We start from the raw sequence: 19,525 nt of genomic DNA on the forward strand, positions 1-19,525 counted from the left end.
TTCCGGCCAAAGCGCCCGTAAAACGCGCATTAGGAGTTCGAAAATGATTCGTACCGCGGCAATGGCAATTCTTCTTGCCACCAGCTTCATCACCCACGCTTCCGAAGAAGCACACGCCAAGGCCGACCCGGCCAAGGGCAAGGTCATCGCCGAAACCATCTGTGTTGCCTGCCATGGCGCCGATGGCAACAGCGCCGCCTCTGCCAACCCGAACCTGGCCGGGCAAGTTGAAGAATACATCTACAAGCAGCTCAAGAACTTCAAGGCAGTCGACGGCAAGCCGGCTGCACGCAACAACCCGATCATGGGCGGCATGGCTGCTCCGCTGTCCGACGAAGACATGAAGAACGTCGCCGCCTGGTTCTCCAGCCAGAAGATGAAGCCGGCTGCCGCCAAGGACGAAAAGCAGATCGCGCTGGGCCAGAAGATCTGGCGTCAGGGCGATTTCAAGAAGGGCATCCCGGCCTGCGCCGGCTGCCACGGCCCGGCCGGTGCCGGCCTGCCCGCCCAGTACCCGCGCCTGGCTGGTCAGTTCCAGGAATACACCGAAGCCCAGCTGAAGTCCTTCCGCGTCGAAGAGCGTGCCAACGATCCGGAAAAGATGATGCGCATGATCGCCGCCAAGCTGTCCGACGCCGAAATCAAGGCTGTTGCCGAATACGCCGCCGGCCTCCGCTAAGAGACTGGTCGTACCCCGGAAAAGGCAGCTTCGGCTGCCTTTTTGCTTTTATGCCCTTTTATGCCGCTTGGCAGCAGAAGCCGAGCAGCATAGACTGACCACTCCTTCCCACCTCGGACCAGGAGACAAGACCAATGAAAACGCTCAAGCAACTCCTCGCATCCCGTACTCGCCCACTGGCGGTCGTCGCCCCTCAGGACACGGTCTATCACGCACTGACGGTGATGGCCCAGCACGATGTCGGCGCCCTCCTCGTGCTCGACGGCGAGCAACTGGTCGGCATTTTTTCCGAACGCGACTACGCACGCAAAATCATCCTGCACGGCAAGAGTTCGAAGGAGACGCAAGTTCGCGAAATCATGAGCGATCGCGTCGCCTACGTCACCCCGGCCACGACCATGGACGAATGTATGGCCCTGATGACCGAAAAGCGTTTCCGTCACCTGCCGGTCCTGGTGGAGGATGGCAGCGTCGTCGGCATGATCTCGATTGGTGACCTGGTCAAGGAAACGATCAGCGACCAGCGTTTCCTGATCGACCAACTGGAACGCTACATCGCGGGCTGATATGGCTGCCGAAAGCATACATTTCCGCATCCTCGAAGACATCGCCCGCGACCTGTCGGGCGACGTCAATTTTCCGACCTGCCTGGATGCGGCCATGCTGGTCCGCAATACGCTGCGCGACCCGTTGGCCGATCTGCAGCTGGTCGTCCGGGCAATCAGCGCCGAACCGCTGATCTCGAGCAAACTGCTGCGGCTGGCCAACTCGGTGGTCTACAACCCGTCCGGTGCGACGATCACCGATCTGCAGATGGCGGTGGCCCGGCTCGGCTTCGAAGTCGTGCGCACCACCTCGCTGGCCGTCGCCATGGAGCAGATGCTGAAGTCGCGCAACCTGTCGGCCTACGACCGCATTTCCCATGCCGCCTGGGAACACTCCATCCACGTCGCCGCCATCGCCCGCGTGTTGGCCCGGCGCCTGGGCCGGATCAATCCGGACGAAGCCATGCTGGCCGGACTGGTCCACAACATCGGCATCTTCTACTTGCTCTATCGGGCGGCCGAATACGCGGAATATCGCGACGACCCGACCGCCATGGTCGAATTGCTCGCCGGCTGGCACGAAAGCATAGGCGAGAGCCTGTTGCATATCCTAGGCATGCCGGAGCAGATTACCGACGCCATTCGCGACCACGACCACCTGCGTCACGTCGAAACCCCGTGCACGGTGCGCGACGCGCTCTATTTCGCCAATCTGCTGGCCGACGACGACATGAGCTGGCTGCCCAGCCCGCCGCTCTCAGCCGCCGACGAGGAATCCCGGCAGGCCGACCGCGAACGCTATGCCGACCTAATCACAGAAGCGAAGGAAGATATCGAGCAGCTGTACGCCTCGCTGGCCAGCTGAACCGATCAGCGCAAGGACGGTCCTATCCGGGCAATCAAAAGTCGCCGGGTTCTATACCGGCATGGACCAGCGCAAATACTTCTGACATGACACACCCTCCCGACGCCCGGCATCTAGGGCAAATCAAGGCCGCCCTTTTCCTGGTCTGCCTGCTGCCTTTTGCTCGCCTGCTATGGGCCGTTCACACTGACGACTTCGGCTCCAATCCGGTCGAGTTCGTGCAGCGCTGGACCGGCACCTGGACCTTCAACCTGCTGCTCGTCACGTTATGCGTCACGCCGCTGCGCGCCATGACAGCATGGCATTGGCTGATTCGCCTGCGCCGCATGCTCGGACTATTCTGTTTCTTCTACGCCACCCTGCACTTCCTGTCCTTCATCGGATTCGATCACGCCTTCGATATCACCGGCATCGGGCTGGACATCGTCAAGCGCCCCTTCGTCACGGTCGGCTTCGCCGCTTTCCTGCTTCTGGTGCCGCTGGCGGCAACTTCGAACCAATGGGCCGTCCGCCAGTTGGGCGGACGCAAATGGCAGGAATTACATCGCAACATCTACCTGACCAGCATCCTGGCCTGCATCCACTATTTCTGGCTGGTCAAGGCCACTGCCTTGCTGTGGCCGCTAGCGTATTCGGCGGTGGTCGCCCTACTGCTCGGCTGGCGCATTCGCGAACGGCGGCGGAAGGCGATCCCCGCACCGCGCGTTCAGCCGGCCAGTCCGCTCAGGTTCTTCAAGCAGAAGCCGGACTGATCCGGCCGGAGTTCAGCCTTTGCGCGGCAGGTCGAAACGGACGATGGCCCGGCCATCAGGCGTCTGCTTGGGGGCCGCCTTCCAGGCGTGACCGTAGACGATTTCGAAGGTCGCCGGCAGCTTACCGTCGCGGCGCAGTTTTTCGTAGGCCTCCCGGGCCGACGCCCACGATTGGCGCCCGGTCAGGCCGTGGCGCCGGGCTTTCATGGCGCACATCGAGCCGGCCGCCCGCAATTCGGCAAACAGGGCATCGAGATCGTCGTAGGTCAGGATGATGACTTCCATGTCCATGACCGGGTCGGCAAAGCCGCAGCCGATCAGCATGTCGCCCAAGTCGTGCATGTCGGCAAAGCGCTGGGTATGCGCATAGCCATCGCTGAATGCCGAGCGCAGCTCCTTCAGCGTATCGGGACCCAGCGTCGAGAACATCAGCAGACCGCCGACTTCCAGCACGCGATGCGCTTCGGCCAGGGCCGGTATCGGATCGTCCAGCCAGTGCAGCAGCAGGTTTGACCAGACCAGGGCGGTCGACCGTGACGCCAGCGGCAGATGGGCGGCGTCGGCTGCCAGACGAAGCGGATCGGCGCTTTTGCCTATCCCCAGCCAGCGTTGCCAGCCCGCCCGCTGCGGACGGCCGGTGGCCAGCATGGCTGGCGAAACGTCGAGCCCGATCAGTTCGGCATCGGGATAGCGGGCGCTCAGCGCCGGAAAGCTGGCGCCCCGGCTGCAACCCAGGTCGAGAATGCGCTTGGGCTCGAGCGTGACGTAATCGAGTCGCTCCTGCATGCGGCGGTCGACTTCGCGGGCGAAGAAATCTCCTTCGTTGTACGACGCCGCGACGCGGGAAAAACGTCGACCGACCTGCTGCCGGTCGACGAAGGCAGCGCTCAAACCGCCTTGATGCCCAGACGGGCAAACAGGGCGTCGTCGCGCTCGATATCGGGGTTGCCCGTGGTGAGCAGGAAGTCGCCGTAGAACATCGAGTTGGCGCCGGCCAGGAAGCACATGGCCTGCAGTTCGTCGCTCATTTCCTGACGACCGGCCGACAGACGCACCCACGAGGTCGGCATGGCGATGCGGGCAGCGGCGATGGTGCGCACGAATTCGAACGGATCGAGGCGCGGATTGTCGGCCAGCGGCGTACCGGGAATCGGCACCAGGTTGTTGATCGGCACGGATTCCGGCGGCTTCGGCAGGTTGGCCAGCTGGACGATCAGCGCCGCGCGGTTCTTGCGCGACTCGCCCATGCCAATAATGCCGCCCGAGCAGACATTGATGCCGGCGTCGCGTACCTGATCCAGCGTGTCGAGACGGTCGTCGTGGGTGTGGGTCTTGATCACCTGGCCGTAGAATTCCTTGTCGGTATCCAGGTTGTGGTTGTAATAGTCGAGGCCGGCTTCCTTCAGCTTCTCGGCCTGGCCATCCTTCAGCATGCCCAGCGTGACGCAGGTCTGCATGCCCAGCGCCTTCACCTCGCGCACCATGTCCAGCACGCGGTCGAGGTCGTTGTCCTTCGGGCCGCGCCAGGCGGCGCCCATACAGAAACGGGAAGCCCCCTTGTCCTTGGCGGCCTTGGCCGCGGCGACCACCTCATCGACCGGCATCAGGCGCTCGCGACCGGTTTCGGTGTCGTAACGGGCCGACTGCGAGCAATAACTGCAATCCTCGGAACAACCGCCGGTCTTGACCGACAACAGGGTCGAGCGCTGCACTGCATTCGGGTCGAAATACGTACGATGCACTTCCTGGGCGCGCCACAGCAAATCCATCAAGGGCATTTCGTAGAGGGCGAGCACTTCCTCGACGGTCCAGCGGGGAGCGACTGCGGGCTTGGAATCACAGGAAACGGCGGCGAGGGAGCTAGCTTGCATGAGAGGCCTTGCGTGAGAAAATGCTATAAAAATCAGATACGAAACGTACCGGTAATTATGAATTATCGCGGACACACCGACTGAATGTCAATTTTACCCTACCCCATCGCCGTCAAGGCGTTTGCCGACCGGCTGGCCAACAGCCTGCTGCCGGCGAGCTGCCTGCTGTGCGGCGCCGACAGCGGCAAGGAGTTGATTTGCCCGGCCTGCCATGCCGATCTGCCGCCCTTGCCGGCGCAGCGCTGCCCGCTGTGCGCCGACCAGACCACGCACGGCGAACGCTGCGGCGCCTGCCTGAAAGACCCGCCGTACTTCGACGTGACCATTGCCGCCTTCCGTTACGACTTCCCGGTCGACCGCATCGTGCATGCGCTGAAATATGGGCATCAATTGGCCATCGCCGGCTGGTGCGCCCGGCAATTGATTGCACCGCTCAAAGACCGTGCGTTCGACCGATTGGTTCCCTTACCCCTCCATCATGAGCGATTGCGCCAGCGCGGCTTCAACCAGTCCGCGGAAATTGCCCGGACACTCGCTGCCCGCCTCGCCCTCCCCGTCGATCTTGATACCGTTTTGCGCACCCGCGCCACGCCGCCACAGGCCGATTTACCGCACCCGGAGCGGCAGCGCAATGTGCGCGGCGCCTTCGAATGCCGCGGCGACCTGAGCGGCCAGCGCCTGCTGCTGATCGACGACGTGATGACGACGGCAGCGACCGCCAACGAATGTGCCCGTACCCTGAAGCTGCATGGCGCAGCATCGGTCACCGTCGCCGTCGTCGCCCGCGCCTTGAAGAACTGAATTCATGCTTTAATCGGCGCCTTTCACTCTCGGAACCCCACCGCGTGCTTGCCGTTGTTCTCTTCCAGCCGGAAATCCCGCCCAATACCGGCAACATCATTCGCATGTGCGCCAATACCGGTGCCGAACTTCACCTGGTCGAGCCACTCGGCTTCGATATCAGCGACAAATCCTGTCGCCGGGCGGGACTGGATTATCACGAATATGCCCGAGTCGCCCGCCATGCCGACTGGGCTGCCTGCAAAGCCGCACTGGCGGGGCGGCGCTTGTTCGCGATGACCACCAAAGGGAATGTCAGCCCCTATACGACGGCCTTCCAGCAAGACGATGTATTCGTATTCGGCCGCGAGACCAGCGGCTTGCCGGCGGAAATCATGGCCGAGTTTGGCCCGGAAAACCGCCTGCGCCTGCCCATGCTGGCCGGACAGCGCTCCTTGAACCTATCCAATGCTGCTGCCGTCACGGTTTTCGAGGCGTGGCGGCAGCTCGGCTTTGTTGGGGTCGGCTAGACCAACTCTTCGCGCGGATCGCGCGCCATCAATTGCTCGACAGCCTGGGCGGCAGTCAAACGGCCGTCCAGCACGGCGGCGACCGCAACACTGATCGGCATATCCACCGCCAGCTTCGTCGCCAGGCGGTCGACCTCGCGGGCGGTATAGACGCCTTCGGCGACGTGGCCGAGTTCCTCGAGAATCTGCGGCAGCGACTTGCCCTGCGCCAGCGCTAGGCCGACCCGGCGATTGCGCGACAGGTCCCCGGTACAGGTCAGGATCAGGTCGCCCATGCCGGCCAGCCCCATGAAGGTCTGCCGTACTGCCCCGAGAGCCAGGCCGAGACGGGCGATTTCAGCCAGCCCGCGGGTCATCAGCGCGGCGCGGGAATTCAGGCCGAGGCCGAGCCCGTCACACACGCCGGTGGCGATGGCCAGCACGTTCTTGACGGCACCACCGACCTCGACGCCGACCAGATCGTCATTGGCATAGATGCGCAGGCGCGTCGTATGCAGCTGGCGCGCCGTTTCCCGGGCGAAGGTGGCATCATTCGCCGCCAACGCAACCGCCGTCGGCTGCCCGGCCGCCACTTCCTCGGCAAAGCTCGGGCCGGACAAGGCGCCACAGCGCACGGCCTGACCGAGGACCTCGGCAACGACCTGGTGCGGCAGCTTGCCGCTCCCCGCCTCGAAACCCTTGCACACCCAGAGGACCGGCGTCGTACAGGTGAGCGCCTTGAGGCGTTCGGCGGTCGGCCGCAAGCCGGCGATCGGCGTGGCGATGACCAGCAGTTCCGCGCTGCCGACCGCCGCCGCGAAATCGGTCGTTACGGCAACCGAGTCCGGCAGGCGATAGCCGGGAAAGAAACGATGGTTTTCGCGTGTCGCCAGCAGGTCGGCAGCGACATCCTCTTCGCGCGACCACAGCGTGACTGCATGTTTTCCGGCAAAGGCGATGGCCAGCGCGGTGCCCCAGGCACCGGCCCCAAGCAACGTAATGTTCATAGACCCCAGACCTGCGTGGCGCGGATATAGCCGGTTGCCCCGTCGCGATGACGGACCTTGGCCCAGCCGGGAGATGCCGGCTCGATGAATTCGACGGCAACCCACTTGTCGAGCTCGACCAGCACTGCCGCCTCGTCCTTGTCGGACTGGCGGATCTCGGCGCGGGGCGCGGTAACCACCAGGGTGCGCTTGTCGCCCAGGCTTTTCGCCTCGATCCAGGCCAGCGTCCCTTCGGCATCACGTACCTTGAGCCAGCCGTCGAGGCGAACCACGATCTCAACCGGCGTCTGCGCCTTGATCAGGTACAGCTTCTTGCCGGCCTGCGACGGCGCATCGTACAGAATGGCGGCCGGCACGCTGACCGAACGATAGTCGATAGCCAGTGCGGCGCCGGCTACACCGATCAGCGAAAGAGCGACAAGCGCGCGGCGCCACATGGCCTTCATCCTTACTGGATGGGCGTTTCGGCCGGGGCGCCGGCTTCGGCCTGCTGCTGCAGACGCTGCATGTACATGCCTTCGAAATTGACCGGCTGCAGGACGATGGGCTGGAAGCCGGCGCGGGAAACCGCATCGGACACCGCTTCGCGGGCATAGGGGAACAGGATGTTCGGGCAGGCGACGGCGATCAGCGGCTCCATCTGCTCTTCCGGCACATTCTGGATGCGGAAGATGCCGGCTTGGCCAACTTCAACCAGGAACACGGTCTTTTCACCCATCTTGGCGGTCACGGTGACCGTCAGCACAACTTCGAAGACGCCTTCGCCGACGCCGCGGCCGCCGGTGTTGAGCTGGATCTCGATCTGCGGTTGCTCGCGCTCGAGGAAGATTTCCGGCGCATTCGGCACTTCGAGCGACAGATCCTTGACGTACAGCTTTTCGATACCGAAGACCGGTTGAGCGTTTTGTTCCATGGTTTTCTTTCTGAGATTGAATCGTTTCGGGTCAGCTTTCGAGCAGCGGCTTCAATTGGCCGGCCGCATCGAGCGCATGAAGATCGTCACAACCACCGACGTGGGTATCGCCGATGAAGATTTGCGGCACGGTGCGCCGCTGGGTTTTCTGCATCATTTCATCGCGTCGTTCGGGATCGAGATCGACACGCACCTCCTCGATCTCGGTCACGCCCCGCGCCTTCAGCAACTGCTTGGCACGCACGCAATACGGGCAAACGGCCGTCGTATACATCAGGACACGGGCGTTCATTTCTTCTTGCCCGCCTTCTTGATCGGGTAACCGGCACCGACCCAGGCGTCCACGCCGCCGGCCAGGTTGTACAGCTGGTCGAAGCCCTGCTTCTTCAATTCGCTGCAGGCCTTGTTCGAGCGCATACCGGAGGCGCAGCACAGGATCAGCGGCTTACTCTTGAACTTTTCCAGTTCGCCGACCCGCTCGCCCAGCTTGCCGGCCGGAATGTTGATCGCATCCGGCAGATGGCCGCCGGCAAACTCTTCAGCTTCGCGCACATCGACAATATGAGCGTCTTCGCGATTGATCAGCTGCGTCGCCTCGCCGGGCGACACGCTATTGCCGGACGGGCGGGCAAAGAGCGGCCAGAGCAGCGACGCGCCGCTGACCACGACCAGCGAGATGAGCAGGATATTCTGGTTGATGAATTCCATCGGCATCGCTCAGTCCTCCGTTCCGCAAAAGACTTCGCGCATCATGCCGACGAGCTGCAGCGTGCGCTGATCGCCGACCCGGTAAAAGACGCGATTGGCATCCTTGCGGGTGACCAGCACGCCTTTTTCGCGCAGGATCGCCAGGTGCTGCGAAATATTGCTTTGCGAGGTTCCCACCGCATCGACAATTTCCTGTACGCAGGCTTCCTGGTCGCCAAGAACGCACAGAATCTTCAGGCGCAGCGGATGCGCGATGGACTTCAATGCACGAGCGGCGAGCTCTATGTGTTCCTGCTTGTCGATCAGACTGAAGGAGGGCTTTTCCAAGATAAAACCTCGTTATCGGTGAATGGCACATTATAAAATAGCGATTCCCGTTTGGCTTAATCGATATCAATCTCAATGCTCCCCGGAAATCCGCTGTTCGACAGACGCCGTCTCGTGCGGTTCGACAAAGGGCTGGCGGTCGGGCTGATTGCCGCATGGCTCGCCAGCGCCCCCCCGGTCTGGGCCAAGCCGCCGGCCGAACGCAACGAACGCAAAGCAGCGCCGGCTGTTGCGGCACCAGAAATTGCCGAAAAGCAGGCCGACCTCGGCGAATTGCGCAGCAGGATCGAAGGTTTGCGCAAGGAGCTGTCGAGCAGCGAGGAAAGCCGGGCCGATGCCGGCGACCGCCTGCGCGAATCGGAACGCCTGATTTCCCGCCTGCAGCGCGAACTGCACGAACTGAACGAACAGCGCAGCCTACTCCAGCGCAAGCAGAAGAACCTCGAGCAGCAGTCGCAGGAACTGAGCGCCACCCTCGGCCAGCAACAATCCCAGCTCGAAAAGCTGCTCTACAAGCAATACCTGCGCGGCACACCCGATTCGCTGCAGCTCATCCTCAATGGCGACGACCCGAACCAGATGGCGCGCGACCTGCACTACCTGTCCGCCATCGCCCTGACCCGCGCCGAGTTGATGGGCGAAATCAACGCCACGCTGGACAAGAAAAAATCCCTGGCCGCCGACGCCAAGGAGCAGGCCGCCGAGCTGGCCCAGATCGAAGCCGAGCAGCAGAAGCGCCACGCCGAACTGCAGAAGCAGCGCGAGGAACGCAAGAACCTGTATGCGCAGATTTCCAGCAAGGTCAATGCGCAGCGCAAGGAAATCGGCAACCTGCAGCAGAACGAGAAACGGCTGACCAACCTGATCGACCGCCTGTCGAAGATTCTTGCGGCACAAGCCGCGCAGGCCGCCAAGGCGGCACAGGCGGCCAGGGCAGCCGAAGCGGCGCGCGCCGCCGAAGCCGCCCGGCTTGCCGCCCTGCAGCAGAAGGACAAACATCGGCCTACCGGCACGGAAGACAAAGAAATCGCCCGCCCGCCGGTGGTCGCCGAAACACCTCGCCCCCGCCCGGCCGAAGCGGAGAATCGCTACGAACCGGCGGCCAGCGACGGCAGCTTCGCCCGCCAGCGCGGCAACCTGCGCCTGCCGGTGCGCGGCGCGGTGTCCGGCCGCTTTGGATCGCCGCGCGACGGCGGCGGCACCTGGCGCGGACTGTTCATCAAGGCCGGCTCGGGCAGCGAGGTGAAGGCCATCGCCGGCGGACGGGTGGTTTTCTCCGAATGGATGCGCGGCTTCGGCAACCTGCTGATCATCGACCACGGCGATGCCTACCTGTCGATCTACGGCAACAACGATTCCCTGCTCAAACAGGTGGGGCAAAGCGTGAAAGGCGGGGAAACGGTGGCCACCGTGGGGAATAGCGGGGGCAATCCGGAATCCGGTTTATACTTTGAGCTCCGCCACCAGGGGCAACCGATCGACCCGATGAAATGGGCAAGTTTGAAATGAGCAAAGCGAAAACCATCAGTCTGACCGTCGGCGCTTTCGTCGCCGGGGCCCTCATCAGCCTGCACATTCCAGCGCTGGCGGAAAAGGAAGCCAAGCCCGGCCTGCCTATCGACGAATTGCGGACCTTCGCCGAAGTCTATAGCGCCATCAAGCAGGGCTATGTCGAGCCGGTTGAAGACAAGAAGATGATCACCAATGCCATTTCCGGCATGCTGTCCAACCTCGATCCGCACTCGGCCTATCTCGACGCCGACGCCTTCAAGGACCTGCAGGTTGGCACGCAGGGCGAATTCGGCGGCCTGGGCATCGAGGTCGGCATGGAAGACGGCCTGGTCAAGGTCGTTTCGCCGATCGAGGACACCCCGGCCTACCGCGCCGGCGTCAAGGCCGGCGACCTGATCTTCAAGCTCGACGAGACGCCAGTGAAGGGCCTGACCCTGTCCGAAGCGGTCAAGAAGATGCGCGGCAAACCGAAGACCCCGATCAAGCTGTCGATCATCCGCAAGGGTGAAACCAAGCCCATCGAACTGACCCTGATCCGCGAAGTGATCAAGGTACAGAGCGTCAAATCCAAGCTGGTCGAACCAGGCTACGGCTGGGTGCGCGTCACGCAATTCCAGGAAAACACCATCGCCGAGCTGGCCAAGCACGTCGCCGGCCTGTACAAGGACGGCAACAAGCTGAACGGTCTCGTTCTCGACCTGCGCAACGACCCGGGCGGCCTGCTCCATGGCGCCATCGGCGTTTCCGCCGCCTTCCTGCCGCCGGACGTCAAGGTGGTGTCTACCGACGGCCGCACCGAGGACGCCAAGCAGGAATTCAAGGCCCGCACCCAGGATTACCAGCGCGGCACCAAGGAAGATCCGCTCAAGCTCCTGCCGGTCGAGGCCAAGAATGTGCCGATGGTCGTGCTGGTCAATGGCGGCTCGGCCTCCGCCTCCGAAATCGTCGCCGGCGCCCTGCAGGACCACAAGCGCGCCGTCATCGTCGGCACCCAGACCTTCGGCAAGGGCTCGGTACAGTCCGTGCTGCCGCTCCCGGGCAATACCGCGATCAAACTGACCACGGCCCGCTATTACACGCCGTCGGGTCGTTCGATCCAGGCCAAGGGCATCACGCCGGACATCATCGTCGAAGAGAGCGCCAACGGGACCGCTGCCGGGGCCGCCATGCGTATCCGCGAAGCCGACCTCGACCGCCACCTGACCAACGACCGCGACAAGGAAACGCCCAAGGCCGAACCCAAGCCGCAAGCCAAGACACCGGCCAAGTCCGGCAAGGACAAGGGCGGCAAGGAGGAGAGTGAAGACGAACTGCCGCCGCGCCTCGAATACGCGACCAAGAGCGACTACCAATTCCAGCAGGCGCTGAACCTTCTCAAGGGCCTGCAGATCATGCAAAATAAGGCACAGTAACTCACCAAACGGGAGGGAACATGCTAGGTACTGACCTCAAGAAGAAACGGGAAATCCTGTTCTCCAAGTTCCCGCCCGGCCAGGTGCCGGAGGCCGCCGACGACTTGCAACGCCTCGAGCATCTGGAGGTCCAGGCCAAGCATGAAGATCGCGCCGTGGGCGTTGCCTACGACCTGCAAGTACACACCCTGCGCGAACTCGACGAACACCTGGTCGACAAGGGTTATCACCTCGACAACACCTTGTTCACCAAGCTGACCCGAGCCCTGATCTATTACGTCGAAGATACCCAGTTGCACAACATCGGCGCCCCCGAGAAGCGCCTGAAGCGCTCTTCCCAGGAAGCTTATGTTCATGCCTGGGAACACCATCCGCACGGCGACCATGACGACACCCCGCCGGAGTGGCGCGAATACAAGTAGTTATTAGGACCGAGGACCGAGTTGTTGGCACAACCACTCGGCCCTGATAACCCGATCCTCGATCCTGAATGACCGACGAACAGCTACTCCGCTACAGCCGCCATATTTTGCTCGATGCCCTGGGGATCGAAGGCCAGGAGCGCATTCTGGCCACGCACGCATTGATCGTCGGCGCCGGCGGACTGGGCTCGCCGGCCGCGCTCTACCTGGCCTCGGCCGGCATCGGCAAGATCACCCTGGTCGATGACGATACGGTCGACTTCACCAATCTGCAACGGCAGATCCTACATACCCAGGCCCGCGTCGGCACGGCCAAGGCCGAATCGGGCAAGCAGGCCCTGCAGGCGATCAATCCGGAAATCGACATCGTTCCGTTGCAGCAGCGTCTGTCCGGCGAAGCGCTCGACGCCCTGGTCGCTACCGCCGATATCGTTCTCGACTGCACCGACAATTTCGCGACGCGGCACGCCATCAACCGGGCCTGTGTGCATCACAAGAAGCCGCTGGTGTCCGGCGCTGCCATCCGTTTCGACGGCCAGATCAGCGTCTACGACCTGCGCCAGGACGACTCGCCGTGCTACCACTGTCTGTTTCCGGAAGGTGAGGACGTCGAGGAAGTGCGCTGTGCGGTGATGGGGGTATTTGCGCCGCTAACCGGTATCGTCGGCACCATGCAGGCCGCCGAGGCCCTCAAGCTGGCCGCCGGCATTGGCGAATCGCTAAGCGGCCGACTGTTGCTGCTCGATGCGCTAGAAATGGAATGGCGCAGTATCCGCTTCAAGAAGGATGCCGGCTGCGCGGTTTGCGGACCTACTGAGGACGGGCAATTACCCGGATATCTGCCCCGATCTGACGCAGATCGCGGATCTGCAGACGGCGCTTGCCGTCTAGCGTAGCCAGTTCCGGCAGGTTGAACAGGCCGCTGGCCTCGTGGCCGATCAGGCACGGCGCCAGGTAAAGCAGCAACTCATCGACCAGGCCTTCGCGCAGCAGCGAACCGTTCAGCTTGAAGCCGGCTTCGGCATGCACCTCATTGATGCCACGCTCGGCGAGCGCGGCGAGCAAGGCCGCCAGATCGACCTTGCCGGATGGATTGGGCAGGATCAGCACCTCCGCCCCGGCGGCACGCAGTTGCTCAATTTTCCTGGCGTCGTCGACCGCACCGGCTATCAAGGTCGGGCCGCCTTGCAGGATGCGCGCCGCAAGCGGCGTTTCCAGCTTGCTATCGACCACGACGCGCAAGGGCTGGCGGGTCGTTTCAACGTCGCGCACGTTCAGTTGCGGATCGTCGTCGCGCACCGTGCCGATACCGGTCAGGATGGCGCACGCCCGCGCCCGCCAGGCATGACCGTCACGCCGCGCCTCAGGCCCGGTGATCCACTGGCTGATGCCATTATTCAGAGCAGTCTTGCCATCCAGGCTGGCCGCCGCCTTGACGCGCAGCCAGGGACGACCGCGGGTCATGCGCGAGACGAAACCGATATTCAGTTCGCGCGCTTCGTTTTCCAGGAGGCCGCTCGCCGTGGCGATGCCGACGGCCTGCAGCAAGGCCAGGCCCTTGCCGGCGACTAGCGGATTGGGATCGGTCATCGCCGCAACGACACGTGATACACCTGCCGCGATCAGGGCTTCGGCGCAGGGCGGCGTGCGGCCGTAGTGGCTGCACGGCTCCAGCGTCACGTAGGCGGTCGTCCCCTTGGCCTTGTCACCGGCGGCACGCAGGGCATGCACTTCGGCATGCGGTTCGCCAGCCTTCTCATGCCAGCCTTCGCCGACGATTTCACCATCACGAACCAACACGCAGCCGACCCGCGGATTGGGCGACGTCGTCCACAAGCCGCGCTCGGCGAGTTGCAAGGCGCGGGCCATCATGCCGTGATCGACGGCAGTAAAGCTCATTTTTTCTTGGCGGCGGGGGAAACTTCGCGGATGGCGCGGGAGAAGGCATCCACGTCTTCGAAATTGCGGTACACCGAGGCAAATCGGATGTAGGCCACCTTGTCGAGCTTCTTCAGCTCGCGCATGACCAGCTCGCCTAGTTGCTGAGTGCTGACTTCACGCTCGCCGGCCGACAGCAGCATTTCCTCGATATCGGCGACGGCGGCATCGACCGACTCGATGGACACCGGACGCTTGCGCAGCGCCAGTTCCAGGCTGGCGCGCAGCTTGGCCCGCTGAAACTCGGTGCGCAGACCGTTTTTCTTGACCACCTGTGGCAACTGGATTTCAGCGCGCTCGTAGGTCGTGAAGCGCTTGTCGCAGGCATTGCACTTCCGGCGGCGGCGGACGACATCGCCTTCGTCATTCAGACGGGTATCGGCAACCGCCGTGTCTTCCGCGCCACAGAAAGGACATTTCATAGTGCTTAGCTGTTAGATATCAGGAACCGGAGGGAGGATCGGCCGGGTTTGCTAACGCTCGACCCTCAATCCTCGTTCCTAATTACTCGCCGTAGACCGGGAAGCGCTTGCACAGGGCGGAGACCTTCTCGCGCACCGTGGCGGCAACCGCGTCGTCGTTCGGGGCGTCGAGCACGTCGGCGACCAGGTGGGCAATCTGCTCGGCCTCGATTTCGGTGAAGCCGCGGGTGGTCATGGCCGGCGAACCGATACGGATGCCGGAGGTGACGAACGGCTTCTGCGGGTCGTTCGGGATGCCGTTCTTGTTGACCGTGATGTGGGCACGGCCCAGAGCGGCCTCGGCGTCCTTGCCGGTGATGTTCTTGGCGCGCAGGTCGACCAGGAAAACGTGGCTCTCGGTACGGCCGGAGACGATGCGCAGACCGCGCTCTTCGCCGAGCACGCGAGCCATCACGCGGGCGTTGTTGATGACCTGTTCCTGGTAGTTCTTGAAGGACGGCGAAGCGGCTTCCTTGAAGGCGACAGCCTTGGCAGCGATGACGTGCTCCAGCGGGCCGCCTTGCAGCCCCGGGAAGATGGCGGAATTGAGGGCCTTTTCGTGCTCGGCCTTCATCAGGATCACGCCGCCGCGCGGACCGCGCAGGGTCTTGTGCGTGGTCGAGGTGACGACATCGGCGAACGGCACCGGGTTCGGATAGAAACCGGCGGCGATCAGGCCGGCATAGTGAGCCATGTCGACCCAGAAAATGGCGCCGACTTCCTTGGCGATCTTGGCGAAACGCTCCCAGTCGATACGCAGGGCGTAGGCAGAGGCACCGGCGACGATGATCTTCGGCTTGTGCTCGCGGGCCAGCGCTTCCATCTTGTCGTAGTCAATCTCTTCCTTCTCGTTCAGGCCGTAGGAAACGACGTTGAACCACTTGCCGGACATGTTGAGTGCCATGCCGTGAGTCAGGTGACCGCCTTCGGCCAGGCTCATGCCCATGATGGTATCGCCCGGCTTGGCGAAGGCCATCAGCACGGCCTGGTTGGCCTGCGAACCCGAATTCGGCTGGACGTTGGCGGCTTCGGCGCCGAACAGCTTCTTCAGGCGATCGATGGCGATCTGCTCGGCGACGTCGACGTGCTCACAGCCACCGTAGTAGCGCTTGCCCGGGTAGCCTTCGGCGTACTTGTTCGTCAGCTGGGAGCCTTGGGCTTCCATGACAGCCTTGCTGACGTAGTTTTCGGACGCGATCAGTTCGATGTGGTCTTCCTGACGCTGGTTCTCGGCTTCGATAGCCTTCCAGAGTTCGGGGTCAACTTTTGCCAGGGTGTCTTTCGCGGAAAACATGGGGATAGCCTCAAGCCATTGAAGAAAAGGGGGAAGATTTTATCACGAAGGCAGTTCGTCAAGGGCGCCCGGCTCCAGATGGTCGGTTTCGCCCCAGGTCTCGAGCTGCCAGACGCCATTCAAGACGGATATCCAGTTGATGCCGGCATTGGGAATCAGGAAATCGCGCGGCATTTCGAGCGGATTGCCGCGCACGAAGCGGTTGATGACATCGAGCACGCCGCCGTGCAGGACCACTGCCACATTCCGCCCGGGATGGGCGGAGGCAATTTCCTGCAGCTTGCCGGTGACGCGGGCGAACATCGCTTTCAGGCTCTCGCCGTTCTCGAAGTCGTAATCGGCATTGCGCCCCTCGAAGGCGGCATAACCGGCCGGGTGATGGGCCTTGGCCTCATCGTAGGTCAGCCCCTCGAAAACGCCATAGCGCCGCTCGCGCATTTCCGGCACGGCAGTCGGAGCCAGGCCGATTTCGGCGCCGATGGCCTGCGCCGTCGTCCACGCCCGCTTCAGGTCGCTGCTGTAGAGCGCCACCAGGGCGGCCCCTTTCAGCCAGCGCCCGGCAGCGACGGCCTGCCGGCAGCCGGTTTCGTTGAGGCCGATATCGATCTGCCCCTGAATGCGCCGCTCGGCATTCCATTCGGTCTCGCCGTGCCGCACCAGACAGATGCGAGTTGGCGCGCTTGTAGGGATTTCCATCATTTCGCCCTTGTAACCATCACTATAGATTTGCAACTTAGGGGCAACCCGAGCCGCTCTGAGAAGCCGGCCATATTTTATCAATCAATCGAGGAGGACTTTCGTGACCCTTCTGCTCAAGCTCTCGCAGCTGATCGATCGGCTCAACGGGTATGTTGCCAAAGGCGCATTCTGGCTGGTCCTGCTGATGACCATCGTCAGCTCAGCCAACGCCGTCGTCCGCTTTCTTTTTGACTACAGTTCGAACGGCCTGCTGGAAATCCAGTGGTACCTGTTCGCCGCCGTTTTCCTGCTTTGCTCGCCTTATACGTTGCAGAAGAACGAGCACGTGCGGATCGACGTGCTATCCGGCAAGTTGTCGCCGCGTGGCCACGCCGTGATCGACATTATCGGCAGCCTGTTCTTCCTGCTGCCCATGGTGGTGCTGATTCTCTGGCTATCGCTGCCGCTGATTGCCGAATCGATCAAAATTAACGAAATGTCGGCCAACGCCGGCGGCCTGATCCGCTGGCCGGTGAAGATCCTGCTGCCGATCGGCTTTACGCTGCTCGCCTTGCAGGGCGTATCGGAACTGATCAAACGCATCGCCTTCCTGGCCGGTCGTATCGATGACCCGAACCACAAGGATAAGGGCCCGTCGGCCGAAGAAGAACTGGCTGCCGCCATTGCCGCCGCCAAAGCCAAGGAGGCCAAATAATGGAATGGGTCATCGCCAATATGGCGCCGTTGATGTTCGGCGCCCTCGTGCTGTTCCTCCTCTTCGGCTATCCGGTCGCCTTCGCACTGGCTGCCAACGGCATCGTCTTCGGCCTGCTCGGCATCGAGCTCGGCCTGCTCACCCCGGCCCTGTTCCAGGCCCTGCCCGAGCGCATCTTCGGCATCATGGCCAACGACACGCTGCTCGCCATTCCGTTCTTCACCTTCATGGGGCTGATACTTGAACGATCCGGCATGGCCGAGGACCTGCTCGACACCATCGGCCAGTTGTTCGGCCCGATGCGCGGCGGCCTGGCCTATGCGGTGATCTTCGTCGGCGCCCTGCTCGCCGCGACGACCGGCGTGGTCGCCGCCTCGGTGATCTCGATGGGCCTGATCTCGCTGCCCATCATGCTGCGCTACGGCTACGACAAGCGCCTCGCTTCCGGCGTCATCGCCGCCTCCGGCACGCTGGCCCAGATCATCCCGCCGTCGCTGGTCCTGATCATCATGGCCGACCAGCTCGGCCGCTCGGTCGGCGACATGTACGAAGGCGCAATGGTCCCCGGCCTGGTGCTGACCAGCCTGTATGTCGGCTACGTCGCCATCCTGTCCATCCTCAAGCCCAACACCTGCCCGGCCCTGCCGCCGGAAGCCCGCACCTTGCGCGGCTTCAAGCTGATGCTGCGTGTGCTGACCACGCTGGTGCCGCCGCTGGTGCTGATCTTCCTGGTCCTCGGCACCATCTTCCTCGGCATCGCCACACCGACCGAAGGCGGCGCCATGGGTGCGGCCGGCGCACTGATCCTGGCCATCGCCCGCAAACGGCTGTCGTTCAAGCTGCTCAAGCAGGCCATGGAAACCACCGGCAAGCTGTCGTCCTTCGTGGTTTTCATCCTGGTCGGCTCGACGGTGTTCGGCCTGGTCTTCCGCGGCGTAAACGGCGACCTGTGGGTCGAACACCTGCTGCTCGGGCTGCCGGGCGGTCAGGTCGGCTTCCTGATCGTGGTCAACATCCTGGTTTTCGTGCTGGCCTTCTTCCTCGACTTCTTCGAACTGTCCTTCATCATCGTGCCGCTGCTCGCGCCGGTCGCCGACAAGCTGGGCATCGACCTGGTCTGGTTCGGCGTCCTGCTGGCGGTCAACATGCAGACCTCCTTCATGCACCCGCCGTTCGGCTTCGCGCTGTTCTACCTGCGCTCGGTGGCCCCCAGCTCGATCAAGACGACGGACATCTACTGGGGGGCCATCCCCTTCGTCTGCATCCAGATCATCATGGTGGCGATCATCATCGTCTTCCCGAACATCGTCAGCTACGGCGATCCGGCCGAGCGGGCGCGCATCGAGCAGCAGGGCGAGAGCGGCGGCGCCGATCTCGAGTCGCTGATGCGCGGCGAAGCCGGCAGCAGCAGCGACAACAAGGACAGCGACAACAGCGCCGACCTGTTGAAGAATCTGCAAAGCAACGACAAGTAAGCTTTCGACAAGACGTAATCCCATTTGGCGGGGCTTCGGCCCCGCTTTTTTTCGTTATGAATCCTGACTATCATGCTGATCGGCATTGATCATTGGCCGGCGCCACAGCGGCGGAGGACAATTCACCCATCAATTCACGACATCAGGAGATCACCATGGATATCGGAATCACCAAAAAAGATCGCGAAAAAATTGCTGACGGGCTGTCGCACCTGCTGGCCGACTCCTTCACGCTCTACCTGAAGACCCACAATTTCCACTGGAACGTTACCGGGCCGATGTTCAACACCCTGCACGTGATGTTCATGGACCAGTACACCGAATTGTGGAACGCCCTCGACCTGATCGCCGAACGCATCCGCGCCCTGGGCGTCGCCGCCCCGGGAACCTACCGCGAGTTCGCCAAGCTAACCGTCATCAAGGAAAGCGAAGGCAAGGTCAGCGCCGAAGAGATGATCAAGCAACTGGTCGCCGGCCAGGAGGCCGTCACCAAGACGGCGCGCAGCATTTTCCCGCTGGTCGACAAGGCCGGTGACGAGCCGACCGCCGACCTGCTGACCCAGCGCATGCAGATCCACGAAAAGAATGCCTGGATGCTGCGCAGCCTGCTGGAAAACTGAGCGGAACGAACGGCCATGAAAAAACCCGCGGAATCCGCGGGT

The 19,525-nt window shown here is 62.9% G+C and carries 25 protein-coding genes; 13 read left to right on the plus strand and 12 right to left on the minus strand.

The features are described 5' to 3' along the window. The first annotated feature begins 43 nt into the window (after positions 1–43). The 4 genes from LZ012_RS15750 to LZ012_RS15765 all read left to right on the plus strand — a co-directional run bounded on the left by LZ012_RS15750 (position 44) and on the right by LZ012_RS15765 (position 2,841). On the plus strand, positions 44–679 hold the full coding sequence (locus LZ012_RS15750; RefSeq protein ID WP_275711825.1) for a c-type cytochrome: 636 nt from the start codon (positions 44–46) through the stop codon (positions 677–679). Positions 680–813: 134 nt separating this feature from the next. Continuing rightward, positions 814–1,245 (plus strand): CBS domain-containing protein, encoded by a 432-nt coding sequence (locus tag LZ012_RS15755; RefSeq protein WP_275711826.1) that lies wholly within the window; start codon positions 814–816, stop codon positions 1,243–1,245. Position 1,246: 1 nt separating this feature from the next. Next, positions 1,247–2,089, plus strand: a complete 843-nt coding sequence (locus LZ012_RS15760) for an HDOD domain-containing protein (protein ID WP_275711827.1) — start codon at positions 1,247–1,249, stop codon at positions 2,087–2,089. An 86-nt stretch (positions 2,090–2,175) separates the two neighbouring features. Further along, a complete protein-coding gene (locus LZ012_RS15765; protein ID WP_275711828.1) occupies positions 2,176–2,841 on the plus strand; it encodes a protein-methionine-sulfoxide reductase heme-binding subunit MsrQ in 666 nt (221 codons plus the stop codon). A 12-nt stretch (positions 2,842–2,853) separates the two neighbouring features. On the opposite strand, the gene LZ012_RS15770 is transcribed toward LZ012_RS15765, so the two are convergent. Together LZ012_RS15770 and bioB are read right to left on the minus strand one after the other, a co-directional pair. Continuing rightward, entirely contained in the window at positions 2,854–3,732 is an 879-nt protein-coding gene (locus tag LZ012_RS15770; RefSeq protein ID WP_275711829.1) for a methyltransferase domain-containing protein, read from the minus strand. Then, positions 3,729–4,712, minus strand: a complete 984-nt coding sequence (gene bioB / locus LZ012_RS15775) for a biotin synthase BioB (protein ID WP_275711830.1) — start codon at positions 4,710–4,712, stop codon at positions 3,729–3,731. The genes LZ012_RS15770 and bioB overlap by 4 nt, the downstream gene beginning before the upstream one ends. Positions 4,713–4,796: 84 nt before the next feature. Here bioB and LZ012_RS15780 point away from each other — a divergent pair, with 84 nt between their 5' ends. Both LZ012_RS15780 and LZ012_RS15785 read left to right on the plus strand, forming a co-directional pair. Then, the gene (locus LZ012_RS15780) at positions 4,797–5,513 is read left to right on the plus strand and encodes a ComF family protein (RefSeq protein ID WP_275711831.1); all 717 of its coding nucleotides are present in this window, start codon (positions 4,797–4,799) and stop codon (positions 5,511–5,513) included. A 44-nt stretch (positions 5,514–5,557) separates the two neighbouring features. Then, a complete protein-coding gene (locus LZ012_RS15785) occupies positions 5,558–6,022 on the plus strand; it encodes a tRNA (cytidine(34)-2'-O)-methyltransferase (RefSeq protein WP_275711832.1) in 465 nt (154 codons plus the stop codon). Here LZ012_RS15785 and LZ012_RS15790 read toward each other — a convergent pair. The 6 genes from LZ012_RS15790 to LZ012_RS15815 are packed head-to-tail and all read right to left on the minus strand — an operon-like array spanning position 6,019 to position 8,956. Continuing rightward, complete coding sequence (locus LZ012_RS15790; RefSeq protein ID WP_275711833.1) at positions 6,019–7,008, minus strand: NAD(P)H-dependent glycerol-3-phosphate dehydrogenase; 990 nt, start codon at positions 7,006–7,008, stop codon at positions 6,019–6,021. The two genes, LZ012_RS15785 and LZ012_RS15790, sit on opposite strands and share 4 nt — an antisense overlap. Beyond that, entirely contained in the window at positions 7,005–7,445 is a 441-nt protein-coding gene (locus tag LZ012_RS15795) for an SH3 domain-containing protein (RefSeq protein WP_275711834.1), read from the minus strand. The genes LZ012_RS15790 and LZ012_RS15795 overlap by 4 nt, the downstream gene beginning before the upstream one ends. Before the next feature lie 11 nt (positions 7,446–7,456). Next, entirely contained in the window at positions 7,457–7,921 is a 465-nt protein-coding gene (secB, locus tag LZ012_RS15800; RefSeq protein ID WP_275711835.1) for a protein-export chaperone SecB, read from the minus strand. Between the two features lie 31 nt (positions 7,922–7,952). Next, positions 7,953–8,213 carry a glutaredoxin 3 gene (gene grxC, locus LZ012_RS15805; RefSeq protein ID WP_275711836.1) on the minus strand — a complete coding sequence of 87 codons (261 nt, stop codon included), beginning with the start codon at positions 8,211–8,213 and terminating at the stop codon, positions 7,953–7,955. Beyond that, complete coding sequence (locus tag LZ012_RS15810; protein ID WP_275711837.1) at positions 8,210–8,635, minus strand: rhodanese-like domain-containing protein; 426 nt, start codon at positions 8,633–8,635, stop codon at positions 8,210–8,212. Before LZ012_RS15810 ends, grxC begins: the two co-directional genes overlap by 4 nt. A 3-nt stretch (positions 8,636–8,638) precedes the next feature. Continuing rightward, a complete protein-coding gene (locus LZ012_RS15815; protein ID WP_275711838.1) occupies positions 8,639–8,956 on the minus strand; it encodes an ArsR/SmtB family transcription factor in 318 nt (105 codons plus the stop codon). Positions 8,957–9,070: 114 nt separating this feature from the next. Between LZ012_RS15815 and LZ012_RS15820 the strand changes: the two genes are divergently transcribed. The 4 genes from LZ012_RS15820 to LZ012_RS15835 all read left to right on the plus strand — a co-directional run bounded on the left by LZ012_RS15820 (position 9,071) and on the right by LZ012_RS15835 (position 13,198). After that, positions 9,071–10,465 carry a murein hydrolase activator EnvC family protein gene (locus LZ012_RS15820; protein WP_275711839.1) on the plus strand — a complete coding sequence of 465 codons (1,395 nt, stop codon included), beginning with the start codon at positions 9,071–9,073 and terminating at the stop codon, positions 10,463–10,465. Continuing rightward, on the plus strand, positions 10,462–11,880 hold the full coding sequence (locus LZ012_RS15825) for a S41 family peptidase (RefSeq protein ID WP_275711840.1): 1,419 nt from the start codon (positions 10,462–10,464) through the stop codon (positions 11,878–11,880). The genes LZ012_RS15820 and LZ012_RS15825 overlap by 4 nt, the downstream gene beginning before the upstream one ends. Positions 11,881–11,900: 20 nt before the next feature. Further along, positions 11,901–12,302, plus strand: a complete 402-nt coding sequence (locus LZ012_RS15830; protein WP_275711841.1) for a hypothetical protein — start codon at positions 11,901–11,903, stop codon at positions 12,300–12,302. Positions 12,303–12,370: 68 nt separating this feature from the next. Further along, the gene (locus tag LZ012_RS15835; protein WP_275711842.1) at positions 12,371–13,198 is read left to right on the plus strand and encodes a HesA/MoeB/ThiF family protein; all 828 of its coding nucleotides are present in this window, start codon (positions 12,371–12,373) and stop codon (positions 13,196–13,198) included. Here LZ012_RS15835 and ribD read toward each other — a convergent pair. The 4 genes from ribD to LZ012_RS15855 form a co-directional block, all read right to left on the minus strand. Beyond that, complete coding sequence (gene ribD / locus LZ012_RS15840) at positions 13,113–14,201, minus strand: bifunctional diaminohydroxyphosphoribosylaminopyrimidine deaminase/5-amino-6-(5-phosphoribosylamino)uracil reductase RibD (protein WP_275711843.1); 1,089 nt, start codon at positions 14,199–14,201, stop codon at positions 13,113–13,115. The two genes, LZ012_RS15835 and ribD, sit on opposite strands and share 86 nt — an antisense overlap. Further along, positions 14,198–14,662, minus strand: coding sequence for a transcriptional regulator NrdR (nrdR, locus tag LZ012_RS15845; RefSeq protein WP_150427214.1), 465 nt, complete (start codon positions 14,660–14,662; stop codon positions 14,198–14,200). Before nrdR ends, ribD begins: the two co-directional genes overlap by 4 nt. Before the next feature lie 82 nt (positions 14,663–14,744). After that, positions 14,745–15,995 carry a serine hydroxymethyltransferase gene (gene glyA / locus LZ012_RS15850; protein ID WP_275711844.1) on the minus strand — a complete coding sequence of 417 codons (1,251 nt, stop codon included), beginning with the start codon at positions 15,993–15,995 and terminating at the stop codon, positions 14,745–14,747. Between the two features lie 42 nt (positions 15,996–16,037). After that, entirely contained in the window at positions 16,038–16,691 is a 654-nt protein-coding gene (locus LZ012_RS15855) for a histidine phosphatase family protein (protein ID WP_338033169.1), read from the minus strand. 103 nt (positions 16,692–16,794) lie between these two features. Between LZ012_RS15855 and LZ012_RS15860 the strand changes: the two genes are divergently transcribed. The 3 genes from LZ012_RS15860 to LZ012_RS15870 all read left to right on the plus strand — a co-directional run bounded on the left by LZ012_RS15860 (position 16,795) and on the right by LZ012_RS15870 (position 19,483). Continuing rightward, positions 16,795–17,388, plus strand: coding sequence for a TRAP transporter small permease subunit (locus tag LZ012_RS15860; protein WP_275711846.1), 594 nt, complete (start codon positions 16,795–16,797; stop codon positions 17,386–17,388). Beyond that, on the plus strand, positions 17,385–18,863 hold the full coding sequence (locus tag LZ012_RS15865) for a TRAP transporter large permease (protein ID WP_275711980.1): 1,479 nt from the start codon (positions 17,385–17,387) through the stop codon (positions 18,861–18,863). Before LZ012_RS15860 ends, LZ012_RS15865 begins: the two co-directional genes overlap by 4 nt. A 155-nt stretch (positions 18,864–19,018) precedes the next feature. Further along, positions 19,019–19,483, plus strand: a complete 465-nt coding sequence (locus LZ012_RS15870; protein ID WP_275711847.1) for a Dps family protein — start codon at positions 19,019–19,021, stop codon at positions 19,481–19,483. Positions 19,484–19,525 lie beyond the last annotated feature (42 nt).

The sequence above is a fragment of the Dechloromonas hankyongensis genome, from assembly GCF_022012295.1.
In the GTDB taxonomy this organism is placed as follows: domain Bacteria; phylum Pseudomonadota; class Gammaproteobacteria; order Burkholderiales; family Rhodocyclaceae; genus Azonexus; species Azonexus hankyongensis.